General features: G+C 38.8%; 23 protein-coding genes. 21 read left to right on the forward strand and 2 right to left on the reverse strand.

Translation table 11 applies throughout. The features are described from left to right. Positions 1-108 precede the first annotated feature (108 nt). The 5 genes from AR328_RS12940 to AR328_RS12960 are packed head-to-tail and all read left to right on the forward strand — an operon-like array spanning position 109 to position 5054. Positions 109-1086 (forward strand): TAXI family TRAP transporter solute-binding subunit, encoded by a 978-nt coding sequence (locus tag AR328_RS12940; protein WP_066295494.1) that lies wholly within the window; start codon positions 109-111, stop codon positions 1084-1086. Between the two features lie 29 nt (positions 1087-1115). Continuing rightward, positions 1116-2228 carry an ABC transporter substrate-binding protein gene (locus tag AR328_RS12945; protein WP_066295499.1) on the forward strand — a complete coding sequence of 371 codons (1113 nt, stop codon included), beginning with the start codon at positions 1116-1118 and terminating at the stop codon, positions 2226-2228. Between the two features lie 17 nt (positions 2229-2245). Beyond that, positions 2246-3346: an ABC transporter ATP-binding protein gene (locus AR328_RS12950; RefSeq protein ID WP_066295502.1), complete on the forward strand. Its 1101-nt coding sequence runs from the start codon at positions 2246-2248 to the stop codon at positions 3344-3346. After that, positions 3310-4257 carry an ABC transporter permease gene (locus tag AR328_RS12955; RefSeq protein WP_066295505.1) on the forward strand — a complete coding sequence of 316 codons (948 nt, stop codon included), beginning with the start codon at positions 3310-3312 and terminating at the stop codon, positions 4255-4257. The genes AR328_RS12950 and AR328_RS12955 overlap by 37 nt, the downstream gene beginning before the upstream one ends. Further along, positions 4257-5054: an ABC transporter permease gene (locus AR328_RS12960; RefSeq protein ID WP_082677226.1), complete on the forward strand. Its 798-nt coding sequence runs from the start codon at positions 4257-4259 to the stop codon at positions 5052-5054. The genes AR328_RS12955 and AR328_RS12960 overlap by 1 nt, the downstream gene beginning before the upstream one ends. 62 nt (positions 5055-5116) lie before the next feature. Here AR328_RS12960 and AR328_RS12965 read toward each other — a convergent pair whose 3' ends face one another. Further along, on the reverse strand, positions 5117-5758 hold the full coding sequence (locus tag AR328_RS12965) for a hypothetical protein (RefSeq protein WP_066295511.1): 642 nt from the start codon (positions 5756-5758) through the stop codon (positions 5117-5119). A gap of 133 nt (positions 5759-5891) precedes the next feature. On the opposite strand from AR328_RS12965, the gene AR328_RS12970 reads away from it, so the two are divergent. From AR328_RS12970 to AR328_RS13050, 16 genes are all read left to right on the forward strand, one after another. Further along, a complete protein-coding gene (locus AR328_RS12970) occupies positions 5892-7301 on the forward strand; it encodes an FAD-binding oxidoreductase (RefSeq protein ID WP_442854451.1) in 1410 nt (469 codons plus the stop codon). Then, complete coding sequence (locus AR328_RS12975) at positions 7294-8562, forward strand: (Fe-S)-binding protein (protein ID WP_066295513.1); 1269 nt, start codon at positions 7294-7296, stop codon at positions 8560-8562. The genes AR328_RS12970 and AR328_RS12975 overlap by 8 nt, the downstream gene beginning before the upstream one ends. 138 nt (positions 8563-8700) lie before the next feature. Beyond that, positions 8701-9855: an acyl-CoA dehydrogenase family protein gene (locus AR328_RS12980; RefSeq protein WP_066295515.1), complete on the forward strand. Its 1155-nt coding sequence runs from the start codon at positions 8701-8703 to the stop codon at positions 9853-9855. Further along, the gene (locus AR328_RS12985; RefSeq protein ID WP_066295517.1) at positions 9852-10913 is read left to right on the forward strand and encodes an acyl-CoA dehydrogenase; all 1062 of its coding nucleotides are present in this window, start codon (positions 9852-9854) and stop codon (positions 10911-10913) included. The genes AR328_RS12980 and AR328_RS12985 overlap by 4 nt, the downstream gene beginning before the upstream one ends. Beyond that, on the forward strand, positions 10894-11721 hold the full coding sequence (locus AR328_RS12990; RefSeq protein WP_066295519.1) for an enoyl-CoA hydratase/isomerase family protein: 828 nt from the start codon (positions 10894-10896) through the stop codon (positions 11719-11721). Before AR328_RS12985 ends, AR328_RS12990 begins: the two co-directional genes overlap by 20 nt. Positions 11722-11736: 15 nt before the next feature. Further along, complete coding sequence (locus tag AR328_RS12995) at positions 11737-12921, forward strand: CaiB/BaiF CoA transferase family protein (RefSeq protein WP_066295521.1); 1185 nt, start codon at positions 11737-11739, stop codon at positions 12919-12921. A gap of 62 nt (positions 12922-12983) precedes the next feature. Continuing rightward, on the forward strand, positions 12984-13712 hold the full coding sequence (locus AR328_RS13000) for an IclR family transcriptional regulator (RefSeq protein WP_269433522.1): 729 nt from the start codon (positions 12984-12986) through the stop codon (positions 13710-13712). A 45-nt stretch (positions 13713-13757) separates the two neighbouring features. Further along, entirely contained in the window at positions 13758-14972 is a 1215-nt protein-coding gene (gene lhgO / locus AR328_RS13005; protein WP_066295930.1) for an L-2-hydroxyglutarate oxidase, read from the forward strand. Positions 14973-15006: 34 nt separating this feature from the next. Then, entirely contained in the window at positions 15007-15792 is a 786-nt protein-coding gene (locus AR328_RS13010) for an SDR family oxidoreductase (protein WP_066295526.1), read from the forward strand. Positions 15793-16573: 781 nt separating this feature from the next. After that, a complete protein-coding gene (locus AR328_RS13020; protein WP_066295529.1) occupies positions 16574-17221 on the forward strand; it encodes a GntR family transcriptional regulator in 648 nt (215 codons plus the stop codon). A 281-nt stretch (positions 17222-17502) separates the two neighbouring features. Then, on the forward strand, positions 17503-19557 hold the full coding sequence (locus AR328_RS13025) for a prolyl oligopeptidase family serine peptidase (protein WP_066295533.1): 2055 nt from the start codon (positions 17503-17505) through the stop codon (positions 19555-19557). Between the two features lie 2 nt (positions 19558-19559). Then, positions 19560-21140, forward strand: coding sequence for an ABC transporter substrate-binding protein (locus tag AR328_RS13030; RefSeq protein WP_066295534.1), 1581 nt, complete (start codon positions 19560-19562; stop codon positions 21138-21140). 75 nt (positions 21141-21215) lie between these two features. After that, complete coding sequence (locus AR328_RS13035) at positions 21216-22181, forward strand: ABC transporter permease (RefSeq protein WP_066295537.1); 966 nt, start codon at positions 21216-21218, stop codon at positions 22179-22181. 55 nt (positions 22182-22236) lie between these two features. Then, complete coding sequence (locus tag AR328_RS13040; protein WP_066295540.1) at positions 22237-23094, forward strand: ABC transporter permease; 858 nt, start codon at positions 22237-22239, stop codon at positions 23092-23094. A gap of 17 nt (positions 23095-23111) precedes the next feature. After that, complete coding sequence (locus AR328_RS13045; protein WP_066295543.1) at positions 23112-24098, forward strand: ABC transporter ATP-binding protein; 987 nt, start codon at positions 23112-23114, stop codon at positions 24096-24098. Next, a complete protein-coding gene (locus tag AR328_RS13050) occupies positions 24076-25092 on the forward strand; it encodes an oligopeptide/dipeptide ABC transporter ATP-binding protein (RefSeq protein WP_082677227.1) in 1017 nt (338 codons plus the stop codon). The genes AR328_RS13045 and AR328_RS13050 overlap by 23 nt, the downstream gene beginning before the upstream one ends. Positions 25093-25259: 167 nt before the next feature. Here the strand turns inward: AR328_RS13050 and AR328_RS13055 are convergent, their stop codons facing one another. Beyond that, positions 25260-25922: a GntR family transcriptional regulator gene (locus AR328_RS13055; RefSeq protein ID WP_066295544.1), complete on the reverse strand. Its 663-nt coding sequence runs from the start codon at positions 25920-25922 to the stop codon at positions 25260-25262. Positions 25923-26007: the final 85 nt, after the last annotated feature.

Below are 26007 nucleotides of genomic sequence, written 5' to 3' on the forward strand. Positions count from 1 at the left end.
TTTTATTTACTGAGAAAGTGACCAATTTATGAAAACGCATACAAATTCAATAATCAGAATATTGGCACGGTAATTGCAAGTGTTATTTGTATGAAGGGAGGACAGTCATTGAAAATAGGGACGCTTATTAAAATCTTGTTCCTTTTAATATTTCTTTTGATTGGGTGTATAAAGATCAAACAGGAATTATTTTCAACTGAGGTTCAAACAGTGCCTCTGCTATCAGAGAAAGTTACAGGAAATCAAACTACATTAGTTATTGCTACTGGTGATATGTCAGGTGTGTATTTTCCTTTGGGGCAGGCTATGGCAGACTTATTTCGAAAGTATGATGGAAAAGCATCTGGAACACAAGTGACGAACGCTTCGATTCAGAATACAAAACTAGTAAGTCAGAAACAGGCCGAGTTAGGATTCAGTACAGTCGATGTGCTTGCATTACCAGAAATAAATAAAAACGAAATTCTCGCTCTTACTGGAATTTACTCTAATTTCATCCAAATTGTCACGACCAATAGTGATATTAAAACATTAGACGATTTAAGAGGGAAAAGAGTAAGTGTAGGATCAGTCGGGAGCGGAACAAAGCTGATGTCTGAGAGGATCCTGAAGGCTGCTAATCTATCAAGCTATGATATGGATTTATCTGCTCTTTCATTCACACAATCGGCGGATGCTTTAAGAAATGGAACGATTGATGTTGCTTTCTTCTCTTCTGGTTTACCGAATCCAGTGATTGCAGACCTTGCTTCAGAGATGGAAATTTCACTTGTTCCAATTTCAAAACAAATTGCTGACAGACTTCATGAAGAGTTTGAATTTTACACACTCAATGAAATAAGCGGTCAAACTTACGAAGGCATAGAGAGTACACCTACATTAACAGTCAAAAATGTCCTTCTTACATACCCAGATTTGCCAAAACAAGAAGCTTATCAAATGGTAAAAACGTTATATGAACATTTACCAGAATTGCAAAACGCCCACCCAGAAGCAAAGGAAATCAAATTAGCAGAAGCAACTAGAGGGATTCCAATAGATTTTCATCCTGGAGCAAAACTATTTTTTGAGGAAATGTATAAATAACAAAATTTACAAATAGGAGGCAAGTAAATATGAAAAAGATCATTACATTAATTTCAATCGCTTTTCTAATTGTTTTATCAGCGTGTGGCGCCCCTACTCCACAAAAGGCCGGAGAGACAGCCAGTACGAATGAGAGTAAGAATGAGAGTAAGAGTGGAGAAAAATCCATTACCATTGCAGGAAATGGCGGGGTTATTGAAAAAACCATTCGTGACGTCATTGCTCCAAAGTTTAAAGAGGAAACAGGGATCACTGTTAACTATGTTCCAGGACTTTCTGGAGAGATTTTATCTAAAGTAGAATTACAAAAAAGTGCTCCGCAAATTGATATAGCCATCTTTGTTCCAACAGATGTATATCGCGCGAATGACAAGGGGCTTACAGAAAAAGTTGATGGATCGAATGTTCCTAATATGAATAATGTGGATCCGAAATTTATTGCAGTTGAGGGTGGAGGCGCTCCAGTATTTGGATTGGTCATTTCCCCTGCTTATAATACAGAAGCATTTGAAAAGAAAGGTTTGAAACCGATAGAATCATGGAACGACTTGCCATCAGGTCAATATGAAGGAAGAACAGCGTTTGTGGATATTACAAATGACTGGGGCTTTAACACATTATATGCACTGGCAATGACAAATGGCGGCGGTACAGATAATGTGGAGCCAGGGATTGAAAAAGCAAAAGAACTTGCCGGTTACTCACCGACTTTTTATAAAAATTCAACACAAGTAATGCCAGCGATTCAGCAAGGTTCTGCAGATGTAACTGTAATGGGAAGCTATGTTATTGGTGACTTAGCGTTATCTGGTGTTCCAATTAAAATGGTTGTACCGAAAGAAGGAGTTCCTATTCAATCCTTTAGTGGAGCCCTTGTGAAAAATGCCCCTAACGAGAAGGAGGCACTTGAATTCATTAACTACTTAGTTAGCAAAGAATCACAAGAATTGATTTCAGAACAGGGATTTTATCCAGTTGTTGAAGGACTAGAGCTTCCAGAGAAATTCAAAGAATCAATTGGGCTAAAGGATACAGACAAAACATACAAACCTGATTTTGCTGCATTTGCGGAAATTCGTGCTGAATGGTCTGATCGTTGGACGAAAGAAGTAGTTCCAGAAATCGGTAAATTACTGAAATAAGAATGGAGGAAATACCCATGAATGCAATTACATTCGATGTAGAGATAAAGGGAGCAAGAAAGCAATTTGGTTCCAATGTCGTATTGAATGATATTGACTTAGAAGTAAAACAGGGTGAGTTGTTAACACTCCTTGGACCCTCAGGCTGCGGGAAATCAACGACATTGAATTTAATTGCAGGCTTTCTTGAAGCAGATCAGGGAGAGGTTTATATTAAAGGGAAAAAAGTAACGAAAGTCCCTCCCTATAAGCGCGACTTAGGTATGGTATTTCAAACCTATTCCTTGTTTCCACATATGACAGTGCTTGAAAATCTTAGTTTTGGTCTGAAATTACGAAAAGTGGCTAAAGCAGAACAAAAAAAGAAAATTGATCGAGTTCTTGAACTAGTTAAGATGTCTGGGCTTGAGCACCGTTACCCAAGGGAATTATCGGGTGGTCAAAGGCAGCGTGTTGCTATCGCAAGGGCGCTTGTAGTTGAGCCGGAATTACTGCTGCTTGATGAGCCCCTATCCAATCTAGATGCAAAATTACGACATGAACTGCGCGCAGAAATTAAACGTTTACAAAAGGAAATTGGTGTAACAACGATTTTTGTAACACATGATCAAGAGGAAGCTCTATCAATGTCTGACCGGGTAGTTGTTATGAATGAAGGGAGAATTGAACAAATAAGCACACCGACTGTTATCTACAATCATCCCGAAACAGAATTTGTCTTTCAATTCATAGGTAAATCGAATTCTTTTGTAGGAGAGGTTATGGATACGGATGGCAGGAAAATTTCGGTGAAGGTAGGTAAGGAAATTATTCATGTCGATTCGGCTAATATTATAGGGGAGAATCGTTCATTGATAGCTGGGGATGAGGTGAAGCTTTATATTCGCCCTGAGAATGTTTACATTTCCTCTACCAGAGAAACATCATCTGCAACATTGGAACTTCAGCCTGCTAAAATTATTCAGCTTAATTACCTTGGCACTTCATGGGAAGTTGATGTTTCGTTACAAGGGAGAACGATTCAATTATTAACCAATTCATATGACTCATCTTGGCTATATGGAAGTGAGGTGTATGTTGGATGGAACCCCTCAGAAATTATGCTGGTAAAGAAGTAAGTGAACAAGTAGAGGTAAAGGGAGAACCGCAAAGAAAGACGAAAGTGAGAAAAAGAAGAAGTTGGATCGCTGGGCTTCTTCTTTTAATCCCAATCCTTTTATTCGTCTTTGGATTTTTTATTGTTCCTATGCTGTATATTTTGTATTTAAGTTTTATTTCTACTGATAATTTGAATGGTGCGGATGCAGTTTATAGCTTACAAAACTATATCAATTTATTTACCGATAGCTATTACTTATCTTCAATGTGGCTGACGGTAAAAATCAGTTTATATTCTGTACTTGTTTCTCTTATTCTCGGATATCCAATCGCTTTAACGATGGCCAAAAGCTCACCAAAAGTTAGGGGATATATAACGTTATTAATTGCATCGCCTCTTTTGGTCAGCATCGTCGTACGTAATTTTGGATGGTACTTATTATTATTGCCAAATGGTACAATCAATCAATTTTTAATGAATATTGGACTAATTAAAAAGCCGCTTAATCTATTATTTTCTGAACTTGGTGTCGTAATTGGGCTTTCAAACGCCTATTTACCTTTCATGGTTTTAGCCATTGCAACGAGCTTGTATAATATTGACCCTTCATTAGAGAAAGCGGGAGCCATTCTTGGTGCAAGCCCGATGAGCAGTTTCTTAAAGATAACCCTTCCACTTAGTTTGCCTGGGATCATATCAGGATGTGTGCTCGTCTTTAGTTTATCCATGAGTGCCTATGTCACCCCTTCTTTAATGGGAGGAGCGAATGTTCCGATGATGCCAGTTGTAATCTACGACCAAATTAACACTCTGCTGAAATGGACGTTTGGCTCTGCGCTGTCTTATGTACTCTTAGGAATTACTCTTGTATCCGTTTTCTTCTTTACACGGGCATTTGAAAAAAGTAAGTTTAGGGAGGTGTTTAGATAATGAAAGCACTTGGGAAACTCCGACTCATCCTTGCAGTATTAGGGATTATCTATATATTAATTCCATTAATTGCTGTTGTTCCGGCATCTTTTACAAGTGCAAATTATCCAAGTTTTCCTCCAAAAGGTTTTTCTCTGCAATGGTATACAAAGATTTTAGAACGCCAAGAGTTCGTCGAAGCCTTCTTTAATAGTTTGCAATTTGCCTTCTTAGCCGCATTTTTTGCTGTTTTATTCGGGACACTAGGTGCACTCGCGATTGCGAAATATGATATTCCAGGAAAACATTATATTACATCCATTTTGACAGCGCCGTTAAGTGTTCCACAACTAGTATTGGGGATTGCCCTACTTATTTATTTCACACCGATGATGCTTGCAGGTACATCAACAGGATTTTTGATTGCACACACGATCATTTGTATTCCGTATGTTATTCGCTTGGTACTAACAGGGTTAAGCGGATTTGATTACAATTTGGAGAAGGCAGCAGCTATTCTGGGAGCAAACCCATTCATCGTTTTTTGGAAGGTAACACTGCCGCTTATCAGACCGGCCATGATATCTGGGGGTTTATTTGCATTCTTGACATCATTTGATAATGTCACAGTTTCATTGTTTATGATTTCTCCTAATATGCGAACCCTTCCAATCGAGATTTTCTCAACGATGCAGGATGCTTATAATCCAATAGTAGCTTCCGTTTCAAGTGTGGTTATTTTCATTTCTGTCATATTAATAGTCGCACTTGAAAAAATTCATGGGGTTGGAAAGGTATTCGGTGGTACCCAGCATTAAAAAATAATGAGGTAAAAAAACATAGCCGGCCGTTTTGCTAATAAACGGCTGGCTGTTTCAGTTCAAGAAGAATGATTTTTTAAATAGTCTATACATCTGTTTACAGTTGCTTGTGGAGCAGTAAGGATAGGAACAGACGTCTGAATCTGATTGGCAATATGGTCCATGCTGTATTGAGAAAGAACAATGACATCTATTTTTCCGTCCATTTGCTGTATCATGTTTCGTACTTTTTCATCGTGTTCATCGACTCTTCCTTGAAAAAGAAGGTGGATAATTCCGGGATCCACTAGAGATTCAATGATACAATCCGGCTTTTTTTCTCTTAAATAACTCATTAAGGCAACAGGTGTTTCTTTAACAGTGGAAATGAGGCCAATTCGTTCGTAGGCAAGTGCTTCATCTAACATGGCTTCATCTGATCGAAAAAGTTTAACAGCATGCATGGGCTGCAGAATCGATGTGATGTTATTAAAGGCTGAACAAGTCAATTGAATGCAATTTGAACCAGAATCAGCAGCGAGCTTTATCAATTCTGAGAATCTGCGAATAATCTCCGGAGTTAAGCCACCGGACTGTTCTATCATGGAAAGCAAATGAGTATCCATTAAGTGCAGCAGTTCAATTTCAGGGGCTGCTTCCTGAAAGGCTTTTTCAATAGGCTTTAAGGCTGTGGTCGTTGCATGGATCAAGGCTACTTTCAAATTTGTCATCCTCTTTCATTCTCATTTTGTTCATTATAACTATTATTCTATAATTTTTAAATGGAATAAATAAAATATTTTGAATATTATGACCACATACATTTTAGTAATTTCAAAGGAGGCTTGTGTTTTGATACATGCAGAAATAGAAAAAGAAATACGTCAAGTCGTCAATGATAAACGTCGAGTACTTACAAATGAAGCAGACCTTGCCAGTTATTCATATGATGCTTCTTTCGGCGTTTTTCCTCCGGATATTGTGATACAGCCAACTTCTACGGATGAAGTGGTTGGCATTGTAAAAGTGGCCAATAAATATAAAACCCCAATTTATCCAAGGGGAAGGGGAACTAGCTTGAGCGGGGGACCATTACCTGTTCATGGAGGAATGGTTCTTGATTTTTCTAAATGGACAGATACTTTAATTATCGAGCCAGATGATTTAACCGCCATTGTTTCCCCAGGTGTCATAACGGCGGATATAAATAAAATGGCCAATCAATATGGTCTTATGTATCCTCCTGATCCGAGCAGCTCTCATGTGTCAACGATTGGGGGGAATTTAGCGGAAAACGCTGGAGGCCCGCGTGGACTGAAATATGGGGTTACGAAAGATTATGTGCTCGGCCTTGAAGTGGTTACAGCTGACGGTGAAGTAATCCAAACGGGGGGAAGAACCGTAAAAAATGTAACGGGATATGACTTAACGAAATTAATTGTTGGATCTGAAGGTACTTTGGGGATTATAACTAAAGCAATTTTGCAGCTAATCCCTAAACCACAGTCTACAGGAACTTTAATGGTCCTTTTTGATGACCTTGTCATTGCTGGAAAAGCCATTTCTAGCATTCTGACAGGTGGCATTCTACCATCAAAATTAGAAATTATGGATCAAGCATCTGTTGTTGCTGTAGAGCAATTTGATCCATCAGGGTTACCCACCGATATAGAAGCACTTTTATTAATAGAATTGGATGGGCACCCTGCTGCCATAGAGGCAGAAGCCAAAAGGGTAAAGGAAATTTGCTTGGAAATTGGTGCTATTGAAGTGAAAATAGCAGAAACAAAGGAAGAAGAAGCCGAGCTTTGGAAGGCACGAAAACTAGTTTCTCCAGCGATAGTCCGAAAAAAGCCAACGAAAATTTCAGAAGATGCTACTGTACCGCGCAGCAGGATTCCTGACATGTTTCAACGATTAAAGGAAATAAGAGATACGTATAACATTGATTTAGTTGTATTTGGCCATGCCGGAGATGGGAATTTACATCCCAATATAATAGCAGATAAACGTGATATCGAAGAAATGAAGCGAGTTGAAAAAGCAGTTGAGGAGATATTTAAAGCCGCAGTAGAAATGGGTGGGACGCTATCAGGTGAACATGGGATTGGTACGATGAAGGCCCCTTTTATGGAGATGGAGCTTGGTGCAGCCGGATTATCCATGATGAAACGGATTAAAGAAGCCTGGGATCCTCATAACCTCTTAAATCCGGGAAAAATGTTTCCTGAGCCTGGACAAAGGTTTGTGTTAACTAATGAGTAGAGGCCATCAATTAGCGTATGAAGAAACGTTTGCATGTGTCCAATGCGGCTATTGTTTGCCCAAATGTCCAACCTACGAGACGACAGGTGTGGAAACCCAGTCACCAAGGGGGCGAATTAATTTAGTGAAGTTATTAGCAGAGGAAAAAATTTCGATCGAGTCTGCAGCTTCTTCCATTGAATTATGTTTAGGCTGCAGAGCCTGTGAAACAGCCTGTCCGACCAATGTTCAATACGGGACCATTTTACAATCTGCTAAGGAATTAATCGCGAAAGAAATGCCTGCTTCTAGGATGGAATCGTTACTCCTGGAAAAAGGATTACCGAATAAAAAGTGGCAAAAAGCTGCTGGAAGAGGGTTGGAACTTGCACAAAAAACAGGAATGGTATCATTAGCGAGAAAAGCCGGCATCATGAGGGTGTTCCCAGAAAGCATTCAGGCAATGGAATCCATCACACCCGAGATTAAGATGCCGAAAAAGAAGGAAAGAGAATACAAAGTATTACCTCCAATTGGGAAGAAGACTTATACGGTTGGATTTTTTGTTGGCTGTATTATGGATATGATGTTCTCAAAAATCAATGAAGACAGTATGAAATTGCTTCAGCTAGCAGGCTGTGAAGTCACCTTGATCGAAGAACAAACATGCTGTGGGGCCCTATTGCATCATAGTGGGAAAAAAATAGAGACCATTTCACTAGCTCAAAAGAATATTGAAGTATTTGAAAAATATGATTTTGATTTTATTGTCAATAGTATCGGTGGCTGTGGTGCGATGCTGGTGGAGTATCCTGAATTGTTTGACGAACATTCAGAATGGCATGCTCGTGCAGCAAAATTTGCCGCGCGGTGTAAGGATATTAGCGTTTTATTAGCGGAGAGTTCATTGCCATTTACTAAAGAGATTCGAAAAGTTGTCGCATACCAACCTTCGTGTCATTTACGGCATGTTCAAAAAGTCGTTAATGAACCTCATCAATTAATAATGAAAATTCCGGGGATTGATTATCGCACTTTTGAAAAACAGGACATGTGCTGCGGATCTGCAGGAATTTACAATGTTGTCCACTACAATGAAGCGATGGAAGTGTTGGATCAAAAGATGAATCATATTGAAAAAGTGGAGCCAGATATCATCGTTACAAGTAATCCAGGCTGCCATTTACAGATGAAATTAGGTGTAAAGCGCGAAGGGAAAACAGAAAAAATAAAAGTTGTTCATATTGTTGAACTGCTAGCCGAAGCCTGTGAGATACATTAATTCCTAATCAACGAATAAATACTAGTTTAATTTTCTGTTAATTCTAAATTGACAAATAAAGTGAAGGTGGATTAATATAAATTTATATATACCATCTGCATAACGATTACGCCATATCGGTAAAAGGAGTGAGAGGTAATGAGACAATTACAACTTCCGGCATTTGAATTTACGGAAGAACAAAAAGAGTTTCGGAAAGAAGTCCGTTCTTTCTTACAAGCTGAGAAACAAAAAGGAACATTTGACACACATGCTGATTCTTGGCTGAGCGCGTATAGTGAGGAATTTTCGAAAAAGATTGGGGCAAAAGGCTGGATCGGGATTACATTCCCGAAAAAATACGGAGGGCAAGCACGCTCCTCGATTGACCGTTACATTATTACAGAAGAGCTTTTGGCTTTCGGAGCTCCCGTTGCATCACACTGGTTTGCAGATCGTCAATCTGGGCCGTTACTTTTAAAGTTTGGGACAGAAGAACAGAAGGAATTTTTCATTCCGGAAATCGTGAAAGGTGAATGTTATTTTTCGATTGGACTTTCTGAACCGAACTCAGGATCTGATCTAGCATCACTAAAAACAACCGCTGAAAAAGTGGATGGTGGCTGGATCGTTAATGGAATGAAGACATGGACCTCTGGTGCTCATCATTCGCACTACATGATCACCCTTTGCCGTACTTCTCCACAGGATCCAAAAAATCGTCATGGGGGTATGAGTCAGCTAATTATTGATCTAAAATCCGATGGCGTAACCATTCGGCCAATTCAATTCTTAACGGGTGAACATCATTTTAACGAAATCTTTCTTGAAAACGTTTTTGTTCCAGATAACAGAGTAGTTGGGGAAGTTGGAAATGGCTGGGCACAAGGATTAACTGAACTAGCATTCGAACGAAGTGGCCCTGAACGAATTTTAAGCACATTTCCACTGCTCGAAGAGGGGATTCGTTTATTGAAAGAAAAAGAGGATCATAGAGGTTTGATGGAGGCTGCGAAACTAGTAAGCAGAATGTGGTCACTCCGTAATATGTCGATAGGGATTGCAGCTCTGCTTGAAGAGAAAAAAGATGTGAACTTAGCAGCTGCTCTTGTGAAAGATCTTGGCAATAGCTTTGAGCAACATGTAGCTGAAGTCATTCGGCTTCTTTTACCAGCGATGCCAAGCAAGCATGCGGAAGATGAGTATGCCAGGCTGTTAGCGGAATCCATTTTACACGGCCCAGGGTTTACCATTCGTGGAGGGACAACTGAAATCCTCAGAGGAATCGTAGGAAAAGGAGTGATATCTGCATGAGTGAGATGAAATCATTTATTGAAGACACTGCTGGGAAAATATTAAAAGACTTATCGACGAAAGAACAACGTGAACGTTTTGAAGAAGGTGAGTGGGCGAGTACACTTTGGAAAGCGATTCAAGAATCCGGACTAACATTACTTGGAATTGAAGAAGAGAAAGGTGGAGTCGGCGGAGATTATGACGACGTTTTTGCTATCTTGCGCGTCGTTGGAAAGTACGCTGCTCCAATTCCTTTAGCTGAGGTTATATACGCTAATCAATTTCTTGCCGCCCATGAAGGTGAGGTGGAGGATAAATTAAGAGTCGTTCATATCGCAGAAGAAAGCTCGTCGATTCAATCTCCGTATAAGCTGATACATGTTCCATACGGAAGATATGTTGATGAAGTTGTTGTGATCCGGCAGGAGGGGGAACAAGCTTCTTATTCAATAGTCAATACACGAGCATGTGAGATTGAGAAGAATGACAATCTCGCCGCAGAGCCTCGTGATAGCTTAACCTTTGTAAATCTAGGAGAAACAAAGAAGTTAGATCTAAGTTTTAAAGAGGCTTTAGAAGATTACACACAATTCTTAGCGCTTAGCCGTGTAGCGATGATGACAGGTGCGATGGAAAGTGTGCTCGCTTTATCTACCTTTTATGCAAAAGAGCGTCAGCAGTTTGGTCGCCCTCTGCACAAGTTCCAAGCTATCCAGCATCACCTGACTGCAATGGCTGGCGAGGTGGCTGCAGCCTATTCAACACTTTCTGTGGCGAGTGCATCTTATCCATCAGATCTAGGGAAAGAGCAAATTGCAATGGCTAAATTAGAGCTATCCGCTAACGCGAATGTGGTCGCAAAAGCAGCACACCAGCTTCATGCTGGAATTGGGATGACATATGAACATGAACTTCATCATTTTACTCGTCGTTTGTGGTCGTGGCGTGAAGAAGCAGGAAATGAGACATATTGGGCAGATCAGTTAGCCAGTTTGTATCAGGCTCGAGAAGAAACGATTTGGGAATCGATTACTCATGTAAAAGGAGAGGGAGCACATGCCGGATCTACTGTTTGAAGTAAATAATAATATCGCAACAATCACATTAAATCGTCCAGAAGCACTAAATGCATTTAGTGGCGAAATGCTAGATTTATGGATTGACTCGCTTGAGAAAGTGAGGGATTTAGATGAGATCTCTGTTTTAATAGTCCAAGGAGCAGGAAAAGGTTTCTGCTCTGGTGGAGATATTAAGGAGATGATCGCTGGTAACGGATTCTACAAGTCGGATCAAGATATTGTTTCAAAAGGAATAAATCGAAAGAATTCTTTGTGGAAAAAAGTTCAGCGGATCCCTCTCTTATTAGAAGAAATCGACAAACCAGTGATTGCGAAAGTACATGGAGTGGCATTTGGGGCAGGACTTGATATGGCTCTTATGTGTGATATTCGTTTTGTTTCAGAATCAGCTCGTTTGTCCGAAAGTTATATCAAAGTAGGTATTGTACCTGGAGACGGTGGGGCGTACTTCTTGCCGCGACTTGTTGGCCGAGATATGGCATTGCATATGTTGTGGACGGGAGAAGTGCTGACAGCAGAAGCGGCAAAAGAACGCGGACTCGTTACATTTGTTGTGCCAGATGAGGAGCTTGATCAAGCAGTTGCAGACTACGCTCACAACTTAGCAAGTGGTCCTCAACTGGCAACGCAGCTCATCAAGCGTGCTGTCTATCAAAATAGCGAAATGTCATTACGTTCCTCGCTTGACTATATTTCATCGAAAATGGCGCTCGTTATGGAAGAGGAAGATCATCAAGAAGGTGTGCGAGCTGTCACAGAAAAAAGAAAACCGAATTTCGGAAAAAATAGAGCTGCCATAAAGTAACGGAGGTGAGTTGGATTGGTACAACCCCTGCATGATATACGTGTGCTGGATTTGTCTAGAGTTTATGCTGCCCCAGCTGGAGCCATGACACTCGGAGATATGGGTGCAGACGTCATACGCGTAGAGCCACCAGGTGGTTCGGATAGTATGAGGGAGTGGGGCCCTTTTATAAATGGAGAGAGTACTTACTATTTAAGTGCTAATCGTAATAAAAGGTCAATCACCCTCAATTTAAAAACGGAGGAAGGGAAGAAACTTTTCCTGGATTTAGTAGAAAAATCAGACGTTGTCATTGAAAACTTTAAGTCTGGAACTTTGAATAAACTCGGGCTGAATTATGAAGTTTTAAAGGAACGGAATCCAGGTATCATTGTTTGCTCGGTAACCGGATTTGGGCAAGATGGGCCCTTGGGTTTACTGCCTGGCTTTGATCCAGTCATACAAGCAATGAGCGGATTGATGGATGTAACAGGTGACCCGAATGGTGAAGCCACAAAAGTAGGGATTCCGATTGCCGATATCATAACTTCGGTTTATGTTGCATTAGGTATAGTCGCAGCAATACGGCAAAGAGATCTAACTGGAGAAGGCCAATATATCGATATGTCTTTGCTGGATGTTCAAGTTTCAAGTATGGCCAATGTGGCTAGTGCTTATTTAAATACAGGAATGATTTCTGTGCGGAAAGGCAATCAGCATAATAATGTTGCGCCATATCAAGTATTTCAAACCGCAGACTTCCCAATTATGATTTGTGCAGGGAACGACCACTTATTCCGAAAGCTATCTCATGCATTGGATCATCCAGAGTGGGGTAGTGATGAACGCTTTTTAACAAATAATGATCGAAAACAAAACGAAGATGAATTAGTTCAGCTGATTGAGGAAGTACTAGCGACCAGGACGTCAAGTGAATGGGTCGAAATTCTTGCAGAAGCTATGGTTCCTGTAGGACGTGTTAATAATATTCAACAGGCATTGGAGCAAGATCAAGTAATGGCAAGAGGAGGAATCGAAACAGTTCCTCATGCTACGGGTGAGGTAAAGCTGCTGGCTAGTCCTCTCCGGCACAGTGGGTTAAATATCCAGACGAAATTTGGCCCGCCCGTGTTAGGCCAGCACAATAAGGAAGTATTTGAAGAACTTCTTGGAATAGAGGCAGAAGAACTTTCAGTTTTGTCTAAAAACAATGTAATATGAAGAGAGTTGATCTGAAAGAGGTGCTCTCAATGGAGAATGAAAGATTTAAAAGTAATTATTCGATGTCATCGATCCACAGGGTGATCCAAGTGCTGCGAGCATTTTCTGTGGATTATCCTAAATTATCGTTAACAGAGATTTCGAAAAGAACCGGCATTTCGATTTCTAGCTTACAACGTATTGTTAGCACGTTAGTATACGAAGGTTTTTTAGTTAAAGACGAAAAAACAAAAATATATAGTCTTGGTTTAGAGCTTATGTTTTTAGGTCAGCTTGTTGAAAAAAACGATGCATTGCTTTCAAAAGCGATTCCAATCATGGAAGAACTGAATCAAGAAACGAAAGAAAATATTTCAATAAACATTATTGAACGTGACGAGCGTCGTTGCATCTATAATTTACCGAGTCGCCATGAATTGGCTGCCTTAACATTTGTCGGTCATACGTCCCCGTTATATGCTGGTGCTTCTGCCAAAACTCTGCTTGCTTTTCAGAGCGAAGAGTTTATTAAGAGTTATATAGAAAAAATTAAATTAACAAAGATTACAGAAATTACTGTTGAATCAAAAGAAGAATTGATTCAACAACTTCATGAAATACGAAATCAAGGCTATGCGATAACAAAAGGGGAACGTGTCAAAGGTGCTACCTCCATTAGCGTTCCAATTATTGCTAAACAGCAAGTATTACTAGGTGCGTTGTCTATTACATTTCCTTACATTCGTTACGATGAGTATGATATCAAACATCTTATCTTGCGATTGCAAGAAGCAGCTCAAAGAATCTCTTGAATATAGAAATATGTGATGAATCTGGAAGAATGGAGGTGGTAAATGGTGTATGATTTTGCCGTTGTAGGTGGAGGGATTGTCGGTTTATCAACGGGAATGGCACTTTATAAACGTTTTCCTCATGCGAAAGTAGCCATTTTGGAAAAAGAGTCCGTTGTCGCAGAACATCAAACAGGGCACAATAGTGGTGTTATTCATTCAGGAATATATTACAAGCCTAATAGTTTCAAAGCACGCTTTGCCCGTCAAGGAAGTAAATCCATGACTGAATTCTGCCAAACCCACGGAATAGACCATGATATTTGTGGAAAAGTAATTGTTGCCACAAAACAGGAGGAGTTACCACTTCTTGAAAACTTATATAAACGTGGACTGCAAAATGAATTAGCTATTCAAAAAATTGGTGTAGATGAATTAAAGGAAATCGAGCCGCATGTTAACGGTCTAGCGGCAATACGTGTCCCGCAGGCTGGTATCGTTAATTACAGACAAGTAAGTGAAAAATTTGCTGAAATTATTCAGAAGCACGGTGGAGAGATCCACCTTAATACAAAAGTAGAGAAAATGCACGAAGAATCAGACCAAGTGGTCATCGAGACAAATCGAGGTACATATAGAGCGAGTATAGTGATTAACTGTGCAGGACTTCATAGTGACCGTGTAGCTGCAGCAGCAGGATATAAAACGGATATGAAAATTTTGCCTTTCAGGGGCGAGTATTTTAAATTGAAACCTGAAAAACGCTATCTTGTTAAACATTTAATTTATCCAGTCCCCAATCCAAAGTTTCCATTTTTAGGGGTGCATTTTACGCGAATGATCAGTGGCGAAATCGATGCAGGGCCGAATGCCGTGCTTAGCTTTAAACGTGAAGGCTATAAAAAGACAGATTTTAATGCAAAAGATTTAATGGAATCACTCTGTTTCCCTGGTTTGTGGAAAATGGCGGGTAAATTTGCAAAAGAAGGATTTGATGAATACGTCCGTTCATTTAGCAAAAAACAATTTACAAAAAGCCTGCAGGAATTAATTCCTGAAATCCAAGAAGATGACTTAATACCTGCACCTGCTGGTGTTCGTGCCCAAGCATTAAGAAGCGATGGAAGCATGGTCGATGATTTTCATATTATTGTGGGAAAACGAACCGTTCATGTATGTAATGCCCCATCACCAGCTGCAACAGCTTCTATTGAAATTGGAAAAGAAGTAGTTAATAGAATACCAGAACAGCTAAACTTAAAAGAAGCTAAACTAGTTTAATATCTTAAGATCATACAAAAAGGGGTGTTTAGATTTGGACCTGAATCTACATAATAAAGTTGCTCTAGTTATAGCCTCTAGTCAAGGTCTAGGGAAAGCGATAGCCACGCAACTAGTAAAAGAAGGAGCAAATGTTATGCTAACTAGCCGAGATGCTGAAAAGTTAGCTAATGTAAAAAATGAATTAGAGGCATTAAATAAAGGGAAAGTTTCCTATTGCCCAGCTGATATTACAAAAGTAGAAGACATTAAAACGTTAGTTGGCAAAACGAATGAAGTGTTCGGTAAAATTGATATTTTAATTAATAATGCTGGCGGACCTCCCGCTGGATCATTTGAATCATTCTCCGATAAAGACTGGCAAGATGCATTTGAACTGAATTTGTTGAGTTATATAAGAATCATCCGTGAAGTTCTTCCCGATCTAAAAGAAGCAGGAGGAAGAATTGTGAATATTGCTTCTTCTTCTGTTAAACAGCCTATTCCTGGACTTATTCTTTCGAATACATTTCGAACAGGTATTGTGGGACTAGCTAAAACATTGGCAGAAGAACTGGCCCCGTATAACATATTTGTGAATACAGTTAGCCCTGGACGAATTGCAACAGATCGTGTGGCACACCTTGATCAAGTAAATGCAGAGAGATTAGGCGTTACGAAAGAGCAAGTTAAAGAAAGAGCCCAAAATAATATTCCTTTAAAACGATATGGAACTCCAGAGGAATTTGCTAACGTCGTAACATTCTTAGTTTCCGATGCAAGTACCTATGTAACTGGGAGTTCAATTTTAGTTGATGGTGGGATGATTAGATCGATATAATGTATTTTATTTATCGTTATGAAAGATACCTAAATACTAATCTACAAAAAGGATCTGGAACCGTGCCTGATCCTTTTATTTATGGATTTAAAACCACAGCAAAACATCAGATTCATCCGCCGAATCGCAATAAGAATCCTTTAGATATCTGGTTTAAGAGATTGGAAAAATTTCAGCAATCCTTATGCATTTCTTTTGAAAAATGAAAAAGACGCAAAGCCAAAGTGAAAAGTATGTTCGATTACAACTAGGCATATGGTTGCGTGAATTTATAAAACTTAATCTAAAATTAGTATATTAGCAAAATTAAAATAAAAGAAGAACATAACAATTTAACCGACCTGTTTTAAATTTAGAACTTAAAAAATGAATAACTTAAAAAGGACTTTTGTTTAGCTGCCTGAATCAGAATAATAGCTGTAGATATTGCGAAAATATTAGAACGATGGATGGCAAAAAGATTCGTTGAACATAAAAATGATTGCGTTCTCTTATAAGAATCGTGATCTTTTTTATTAATTTTAATACTATCGCATTTCTAATAGTTCTACTAAGTTCAATAGAATTTGTTTATATACCTACTTCTTATAAAATATTAAACTTATTGTAAAAAAGTTTTATCTACAGAATATTTCATTTTTTAAAACAATTCAATTATTATGTATTGTTTTGTCATTTTTTCTGTTATATAATGCTTTTAATTACAAAAATTGTAGATTGTTGACAATCTACAATTTTTACGATTGTCTACTGTAAATGACTAAAGGATGGATAGATTGGTATGAACAATAAAATTGTGTACCCAACTTTAAAGGATAATGTTGTAACCATCATTAGAAATAAAATTATAAAAGGTGAATTATTGCCTGGAAGTAGAATCATCGAATCAGAAATTGCAAAGGATTTGGAAATTAGCAGGGGCCCGATTAGAGAGGCACTACGTCAAATTGAGCACGAGGGTTTGATAGAATACAAATCCAATAAAGGATGTACTGTCCGGACTATTGATGCCAAAGAGGTAGAAGATATTTATTTAATTAGGGCACATTTAGAGATGCTGGCAGTGGATATTTGTGATGGTGAATATAAAAAGGAAACGATACAAGAAATGGACAGCTTACTCGAAGAAATGGAATCGTCCTCAAAAGAAAGGGATATTTTTCGTCTAGTTGAATTGGACGAGCTTTTCCATACAAAAATAATTAAGGAATCAGGAAATGAAAGGCTTTACGATGTATGGTCAACATTCTGGAGTGCAAATGTTGTCATTTTTACCTCAACATATAATTTGAAGTTAGCAGAATCTAAAGATCAGCGTCCCGCGCATGAAAGAATTTTGAATACGATTAAAACGGGAGATAAAGAAGAAATAAAAAATTCAATTAAACGTCATTATATTAGATCGGCAAATCCGTTTAACTCTATTTAAAGGATCCTTTGTTGCAGTTATTTAAATAAGTAACTGTAATTTTTTGAGTATTCTAATTCTATAGAATGCAGTGTTTGTGATGAGTGTGATCAAAAACATCTGTAACGCATAGCTAACTGAGAGGGGGAATGTAAAGTCATAAAAATTTTGGATAATCAGCATATCTACTAGAAATTAAATCCTATCGAAGAAACGTCAAATAAAGAATAACTGCATGTTGTTCTTTGGAAGATTCCAACTAGCTGGAATAAGAGTTTAACAAATTGAGAGGGGGATTTCAATTGAAAGAAACGATTAGAAAAGATCATGTTATTGAAAACTTTTTCGGTGTCGAAGTAGCAGATCCTTATCGTTGGTTGGAAGATGAAACTCTTCCAGATACCAAAAAGTGGACAGAGATGCAAAACGAGCTTACTCGAGCATTATTAGATGGTCAGGTTCAAAAGGAAAGTATCCATAAGAGGATCAAAGAGCTCTCTGATTATGAGAAATATTCAACACCGGAGAAAAAAGGAGATTATTATTACTTTTTTAAGAATGACGGTCTCCAAAATCAACCGGTCTACTATCGTACTTTGTCATTGGAAGATGATGTATTTGAAGTAGTATTGGATCCTAATCAGCTAAGTCATGAAGGTACTGCTGCAATAATGAACATTTCATTCAATCATGATGGAACGTTGATGGCTTATGCTGTCGCGTATAACGGAAGCGATTGGGAAGATGTAAAAATTAAAGATCTCAAAACGGGTGGTGACTACCCTGAAACATTAAAATGGTGTAAATTTTCTAGCTTTGCTTGGAGTGGGGATTCATCAGGCTTTTTCTATAATCGGTATCCTGATCCCTCGACAGTGAATCCTGGAGAGGACAGTTATTATAATCGAGTTTATTTTCACCAAGTGAACACATCACAGACAGAAGATAAATTGATCTATGAAGAGCCAGATCGTAAAGAACGTATATTTTATCCGTCGATTACCGAAGACCATCAATATCTTATCTTGCATGTAACTCACGGGACGGAACCAATTAATGAAATCTATTATAAACAACTGAATGATTCCGATGGCTTTAAGCCAGTAATTGAAAAGGTCCCTGCATACTTCAGTTTTTTAGGCAATGATGGATCAACATTTTATTTCGAAACAAATGATAGGGCACCAAAAGGGAAATTGATCTCTGTAGATTTAGAGAATCCTGCACAGGACAATTGGAAAGAGCTAGTCTCTGAGAAAGAAGATCCAATTGCCTTCAGTAAAATGGTGAACGGCAAGTTCATCGTTTGTACTATGCATGATGCGCACTATAAAATGACCATTTATGAGAAAAATGGAATTTTGCCGACCGAGTTGCCACTTCCAGACTTTATTTCAATCAATGATGTAAAAGGGACAAGCACTACACCTGAAATGTTTATCAGCTATACATCCTTCCTCCATCCGTTGAAGGTAATAAAATATGACTTTGACACTGGAAAGTTGATGAATGTTTTCGACAAGCAAGGCAGCGAATCAGCTGAACGATTCGAAACAAAGCAAGTATTTTACCCTTCAAAAGATGGAACGGTTGTTCCAATGTTCCTTACCTATAAAAAAGGGCTGGAATTGAACGGAGATAATCCGGTACTACTTTACGGATATGGCGGCTATACCGCATGTATGACCCCATCCTATTCTCCATCGCAAAAGATGTGGATGGAGCAAGGCGGCATCTACGCAGTTGCAAATATCCGTGGGGGCGGGGAATACGGTCAAGAATGGCATCAGGCAGCACTTTTTGAGAAACGTCAAAATAGCTTCGATGATTTTATTGCTGCTTCAGAATGGCTCATTCAAGAAAACTATACCAATTCGAATAAACTGGCCATTATGGGTGCAAGTAATGGAGGGCTTCTAGTTGGAGCATGTATAACACAACGCCCAGAACTATTCGGTGCGGCACTATGCTTAGTTCCTGTGACAGATATGTTGCGTTTCCAGCGTTTCACAGTTGGCCGCTTTTGGACAACCGAGTTTGGCAATGCGGAAAAAAGCGAGCATGATTTTAAGTTCTTGTACAGCTACTCACCCTTACATAATGTCAAAAAGGGAACAGAGTATCCGCCAACCCTTATTTCTACTGCTGATACTGATGATCGGGTAGTGCCGATGCATGCAAAGAAATTTGCTGCTACTTTACAGGAAGCACAAAGTGGAAATAACCCTATCATTCTAAGAGTCGAGAAAAATGCCGGGCACGGACAAGGAAAGCCCTTATCCAAGGTAATTGAAGAAGAAGTCGATTTGTACACCTTTTTATTTAAAGAACTAAATATCGTTTTTAAGGAGAGTTGAACGTGAAGAAAATTTTGGTTTTTCCAATACTTGCAATCATGCTAGTCTTTGCCGGCTGCAGTAAATCCAATCCGTTAGTAGAATCTGATAAACCAGCAAGCAGCGAGGCTGAAAAAGGTGAAAAGTCCGTTGTTATCGCATTAGGGTCTGACCCGGTTCACTTTAACCCGAATGTTGGCGATGGCGGATCCGGCTACATTACAGCCAATATCATGAATTCTTTAGTAAAAATTGATGACGGTTATAATATCTTACCGGATCTTGCTGAGACTTGGGATATTTCGGAAGATGGGAAAAAATATACTTTCCATTTGTTTAAAGGAGTCAAATGGCACAATGGCGAGCCATTTATATCCAAGGATGTAAAGTGGACATTTGATACGATCATTAAAGAAAAAGGATTTATTGTCAATCAGTTAGGATCAATTGAAAGTATCGAAACGCCAGATAATGACACTGTAGTGTTCAACCTTAACGAGCCTAATGCAGCAATATTAAGTATATTATCGGGTGCATTGATCATGCCTTCCCACTTGTATGATGGAACAGACTGGGTAACGAATCCGACTAATAAAAATCCGGTTGGGACAGGTGCTTTTAAATTGAAAGAACATAATCGTGGTGTAAGTGTGGTATTAGAAGCGAATAAAGATTATTTCCGCGGAGCACCAAAACTTGATAAGCTAATTTTCTCTGTTATTCCTGACGAAAATACAGTTGTACAGTCTTTCTTAAACGGTGAAGTTGATGTCATTGATTACAGTTCAGCGATTACACCAGCAGCTGTACCAGGATTGGAGAAAAGAGATGATGTGAAAATCGTTAAAACTCTTTCCAATTCAAGACAATATATGATTGCCAATACAGCGAAAAAGCCATGGGATGATGTTCGGGTTCGTCAAGCTTTAGCCCTTGCAATCGATCGGGATGAATTGGTGGCGAAAGCGCATAAAGGATATGGCTGGAGGGCAGAAGGCTTTTATACTCCAGCGGTAGAGTGGGCTTTTAACGATAAGGATCTTATGCCGGAAAGAGATATTGATAAAGCGAAACAGTTACTAGATGAAGCAGGGTTAACTGCTGATAGCAACGGCGTTCGAATTAAAGACCTGGAAATCCTGATCTTCCAATTCCCTGTTTTTGCAGATATGGCTAAAGTTGTACAAGCGAATTTAAAGGAAATTGGAATTGAATCAAAAATTTCTTCTCTTGAGTATTCTGCATGGGATGAAAAAGTCCGGAGTGGTGACTATGAAATTACCATCCTAGGCGGCAACCATGGTGTCGATCCTGAAGGATTATTTGTTCGTGTAGGTACTGGGGGATCGATGAACTTGATGAATTATAGCAATCCAGAAATAGATAGCCTTTTAGCAGAAGGTTTGCGCGTGACAGATCAAGATGAACGTGCGGTTATTTATAAAAAGATCCAAACAATCATGTCTGAAGAATTCCCTGTTATTCCACTTACGGAATGGATGTATATCTTTGTTATGAAAGATTATATTTCAGGTCACCCGATTGATGATGGAATCGGTAAAGTGGGGGGAGCAGAGTATTCCATCTTAGATACGGCCAAGTAAGTATTCTATTAATCTACCAATGGCAATGTCTATGTACATTGCCATTGATGTTCATACAGAAAGAGGGTATGACGATTGAAACAGTTTATTATTAAACGCTTATCCACTGGGTTTTTGGCAGTTATAGCAGTCATGGTCATCAGTTTCTTTATTATGCATGCAGCACCGGGTGACCCGATTCGAATTTTGGCTGGAAGAGATAACCCATCTGAAGAAATGATTAGCGAACTGCAGAAAAAATATGGCTTGGATCAGCCTGTCCATGTTCAATTACTTTCTTATTTAAAAAACGTGATCAAGGGAGATTTTGGAGAATCCATTCTTTACAATGAACCGGTAATGAAGCTTATTGTGGCTACAATGGGTCCATCTTTGCTCCTGGCACTTACTGGAGCTGTTATAGCTCTAATTATTGGAACGGCACTCGGACTCTATGCCGGTCAGCATTACGGTTCTAAAAGGGATAAGGTCATCACCGGATGGGCGTATATTTTTAATTCTATGCCTTCGTTCTGGTTGGCTATTATGTTTATCATGATTTTTGCATCATGGCTAAATATCCTTCCAACCTCCGGAATGATGGATTTACGAAGGAATTATACGGGCTTGCCTTATTATACGGATATATTGAAGCATTTGGTGTTACCTGTTGCTACGCTGTCGCTGATTCAAATTCCAACCTATTTTAAAATTGCACAGACAACCGTATTGCAAGTAAAGTCAGAGGATTTTGTCACAACTTTTATGGCAACTGGTATGAGCGAAAGAAAAATCTTCAATAAATACGTATTGAAAAATGTATTGCTTCCAACAGTTACTGTATTCGGTCTTACTCTCGCTTATATTGTTTCCGGATCGGCCTTAATTGAAATTGTCTTTTCATGGCCCGGTACAGGAAGGCTTATGTTAGACGCCATTATGCGCAGAGATTACCCGCTTCTTATGGGAATCTATTTAATTATGTCTGTCTCGATTGCTGTCATGATGGTTGTAACTGATGTCGTTTACGCCTTTATCGATCCAAGAATTCGGTATAAGTAATTGGGCCGATACGATTTTACAGATGTAAAGTAGTTCAGGAAGGAGTAAAAGACTTATGGAACTTGTAAAAAGAAATGATGCCATCTTTAAAAAGTCATTCTCAGCGGTCCAAAAAAATTCACTTCTTAGATCAGGAATTTTTATCTTATTCATCATTTTACTAGTTGTTGCATTTGCTCCCTTGCTTGCAACTCATGATCCATATGTATTAGGTGATAATTTATTGGAACCCCCTGGCAAGGAACACTGGCTTGGAACGGACGGCTTGGGAAGAGATATTTACAGCATGATTCTTTATGGGGCGAGAACCTCGCTTTTGATTGGATTGGTTTCAGCGCTCATCTCTGGTGTTATTGGTACGTTGGTCGGTGCTGCGGCCGGTTACTTCGGCGGTAAAACGGACAGAATTATTTCGGAAATCATCAATGTCTTTTTAATGATTCCATCTTTCTTCTTAATTTTAATCGTTGTTGCGTTATTCGGCAGTAACTTGCTAAATGTGATGATCGTTATTGGTTTAACTTCTTGGCCGAGCAATGCCCGCCTTATGAGGGTCCAAGCGATCAGTCTTAAAGAGCGAGTGTTTATCCAAAGTGTAGATACAATCGGAGAAAATCATGCTTCCATTCTTTTTAAATATATCATTCCAAATGGTATTTTTCCCGTTATTGCCAATACGACACTTAGTGTGGCTGGGGCAATATTGACAGAAGCAGGTTTGAGCTTCTTAGGATTAGGAGATCCGAATTTAATCAGCTGGGGTCAAATGATTTTTGATGGAAAAGCTTATATGACATCAGCATGGTGGATATCTACCTTCTCCGGTCTTGCGACAGTTATTCTAGTTGTTAGCTTTTACCTGATTGGTGATGGTCTGAATACTTTGCTGAATCCTAAACGTAAAGGTGAATAGTTAGGAGGAACTTCGTTGTGAATATTTTAGAAATAGAAAACTTGAATGTTGTATATACAGGCAGGAAGGAAAAGGTCTATGCAGTTAACGACGTCTCCTTGTCAATCGCAGAAGGCGAATCCGTAGGGATTGTCGGTGAAAGTGGATCTGGAAAATCAACGCTTGCAATGGCGGTTCTTAGGCTTTTGTCTGAGAAAAAAGCAGAAGTATCAGGCACGATTAATTTCCAAGGCAAAGACATCTTAGGCATGAGTTTAAAAGATTACAAGCAGATTAGGTGGAAAGAAATATCGGTTGTGTTCCAAAAGTCAATGAATGCCCTTAGCCCGATTCACAAAATCGGCGGTCAACTTGAGGATATTTATCGAGTCCATGAACCGAATGAAAATAAAAAAGTAATCAAAGAGAAAATTCTAAAACTCTTTACGATGGTAAATTTATCTGAACGAGTATACAACCTTTATCCGCATGAATTATCCGGGGGAATGCTTCAGAGGGTTTCAATAGCTTTAAGTCTTATTCATAATCCGTCATTCATTGTATTGGATGAAGCAACAACGGCATTGGACGTTGTCACCCAAGGGCAGATTTTGAGAGAAATTAAAAAGCTTGAAACGGAAATTAAGATGACAAGAATGATGATTACACATGACATTTCCGTTGTTGCCACGTCTTGCGATAAAGTGGTCGTTATGTATGCGGGAAAGGTGATGGAAGTCGGCAATGTTAAGGATGTATTAACAAAACCATCACATCCGTATACACAAGGTTTACTGAATTCTTTTCCTTCGTTAAAAGGTGAAAAAAAGCAACTGGCCGGAATAAGAGGATTTCTGCCGGATTTATCTGAAAAGCAAAATGGTTGTATTTTTGCACCAAGATGTGATTTCGCAAAGGATATTTGTCGAAATGTTACTCCGAAGAACTATGAAGTCGGTTCGAGCCAACGGTCTGCCTGTCATATGCATGGGAGTGAATATTATGAAAACAGAAGAGCTAACTAAACCGATAACAGATAACAAAAAAAGTGCAGAACAAAATGTTTTAGAAGTAAATAATATAAGCAAATGGTTCGAGCAAAGATCTTCTTTTTTGCGACCGAAAAATTGGGTAAAGTCTGTCGATAAAGTCAGTTTTAAACTGGCTAAAGGTGAAGTATTAGGGGTAATCGGAGAGAGTGGCTGCGGAAAATCGACATTGGGGAAGGTTCTTATTCATTTGGAAACACCGACGCACGGAGACATTCTGATTAATGGGTCCTCTTCAGCCGAACTGATTAAAAAAGATAAGAAATCATTCAAACGTAATTTACAAATGATTTTCCAGAATCCCTTTGACACCTTTCCTCCGGGGCATTCGATAGGCAGATTAATGATGAGGCCGTTGGAAATCCACAAAATTGGCTCTTCACAAAAGGAGCGTTTTGACCTTTGTAAGACAACCCTTGAAAATGCCGGATTGAAACCTGGAGAGGAATTTATGTCCAGGTATCCACATGAATTGTCAGGAGGGCAATTACAAAGAATCTCCATTTTGAGAGCGATGTTATTGAATCCGACTTTTTTGGTAGCGGATGAGCCTGTATCGATGCTGGATTTATCAGTTAGAGCAGACATTATCAACATGTTGATCAAGCTGACAAAGGAAAATGATACCGCTATGGTCTTCATTAGCCATGATATCGCTGCAGCTAGGTATATTTCGGATAAAATCGCAGTCATGTATTTAGGAAGAATCGTTGAAATGGGAGACACAGAAGATGTAATCCATAACCCTCAGCACCCTTATACACAGGCTTTGATTTCAAATTGTGCTTCGATCGATTTTAATGAAAATGAGGAACCAATTCGAATAGATGGAGAGCCTCCTACACCTATAAATCCAGGGCCCGGATGTTATTTTGCAGATAGGTGTTTCAAAGCTACAAGTAAATGTCGTGAATTCTATCCTGACTATGTGAAGAAGGCTAACGACCATATTTACAGTTGTTTTTATTAAGGATGACAAATAGAAAGCCTTGCAGGATGATCGTTTATCGTGCAAGGCTTTTTGTATAGAACGTGGATATTAGGAATTAAAGTTTATTTATTAACACCTAATAATATTCCTCGTTAAAGTTACAAAAAAGAAGCGCTCTCCTTTTGAGTAGGTGCTCTCATACAAAATTATTTCTTCTCATCCAATCGATTTTTAATATATTTAAATCCATTTTCTACATGCTTTTTCATGGCAATAGCGGCTTCATCTTTATTTCTATTCTCTAATGCATGAATTATTCTTTTATGTTCTTCATAAATTTCGTCTTTCCGGCTTTCGCTGAAAGACGAAACGTTCCGATCATGCATGATTACATCATTAATTTGGCCAATTAAATTGGTAAGTGTATTATTATTCGCATACTCAAATAAGGTTTCATGTATTGTAGTATTGATTGCTGTGTATTCAGTATAATCGTTAGTTACTTTTGATTTCTCCAGAAGCATTTTTAATTTTTCTATTCCTGGTTCATCAATTTGATCTGCTGCTAACTGAATTGCCTTTACTTCCAAAGCTTCTCGGCACTGGTATACTTCAACGAGTTTCTGAAATGAGAATTCTTGAACCACTACCCCACGCCAAGGAATAATTTTGACAAGACCTTCAGAAGCCAACCGTCTAAAAGCTTCACGAACTGGAGTTGAGCTTACATTCATTTGTTCACTCACGGCAGTTTCAGTTAGACGCGTGCCCGGTTCTATTTCTCCATTAACAATAGCTGATTTAATATTATCATATACAACCATATTTAATGGTTTCCGGTTGACAGTTTTAATTTTGGATATGCTCAAAAGAATTCCTCCTTAGACCGTCCATTTATAGGAACTGCCTCTTTACAAATAACTATTTAATTAAAGGATAAATGACTATTATTAC

Origin of the sequence: Bacillus sp. FJAT-29937 (assembly GCF_001509555.1) — a bacterium.
In the GTDB taxonomy this organism is placed as follows: Bacteria; Bacillota; Bacilli; order Bacillales; family Cytobacillaceae; genus Cytobacillus.

Bases quoted from the DNA above. Each gene is read 5' to 3' on its own strand.
- AR328_RS12955 (WP_066295505.1), top strand. From the start codon at position 3,310: ATGGAACCCCTCAGAAATTATGCTGGTAAAGAAGTAAGTGAACAAGTA.
- AR328_RS12945 (WP_066295499.1), top strand. From the start codon at position 1,116: ATGAAAAAGATCATTACATTAATTTCAATCGCTTTTCTAATTGTTTTA.
- AR328_RS13020 (WP_066295529.1), top strand. From the start codon at position 16,574: ATGAACAATAAAATTGTGTACCCAACTTTAAAGGATAATGTTGTAACC.
- AR328_RS13000 (WP_269433522.1), top strand. From the start codon at position 12,984: ATGTCATCGATCCACAGGGTGATCCAAGTGCTGCGAGCATTTTCTGTG.
- AR328_RS12990 (WP_066295519.1), top strand. From the start codon at position 10,894: ATGCCGGATCTACTGTTTGAAGTAAATAATAATATCGCAACAATCACA.
- AR328_RS12985 (WP_066295517.1), top strand. From the start codon at position 9,852: ATGAGTGAGATGAAATCATTTATTGAAGACACTGCTGGGAAAATATTA.
- AR328_RS12950 (WP_066295502.1), top strand. From the start codon at position 2,246: ATGAATGCAATTACATTCGATGTAGAGATAAAGGGAGCAAGAAAGCAA.
- AR328_RS12960 (WP_082677226.1), top strand. From the start codon at position 4,257: ATGAAAGCACTTGGGAAACTCCGACTCATCCTTGCAGTATTAGGGATT.
- AR328_RS12980 (WP_066295515.1), top strand. From the start codon at position 8,701: ATGAGACAATTACAACTTCCGGCATTTGAATTTACGGAAGAACAAAAA.
- AR328_RS13050 (WP_082677227.1), top strand. From the start codon at position 24,076: ATGAAAACAGAAGAGCTAACTAAACCGATAACAGATAACAAAAAAAGT.
- AR328_RS12975 (WP_066295513.1), top strand. From the start codon at position 7,294: ATGAGTAGAGGCCATCAATTAGCGTATGAAGAAACGTTTGCATGTGTC.
- AR328_RS13040 (WP_066295540.1), top strand. From the start codon at position 22,237: ATGGAACTTGTAAAAAGAAATGATGCCATCTTTAAAAAGTCATTCTCA.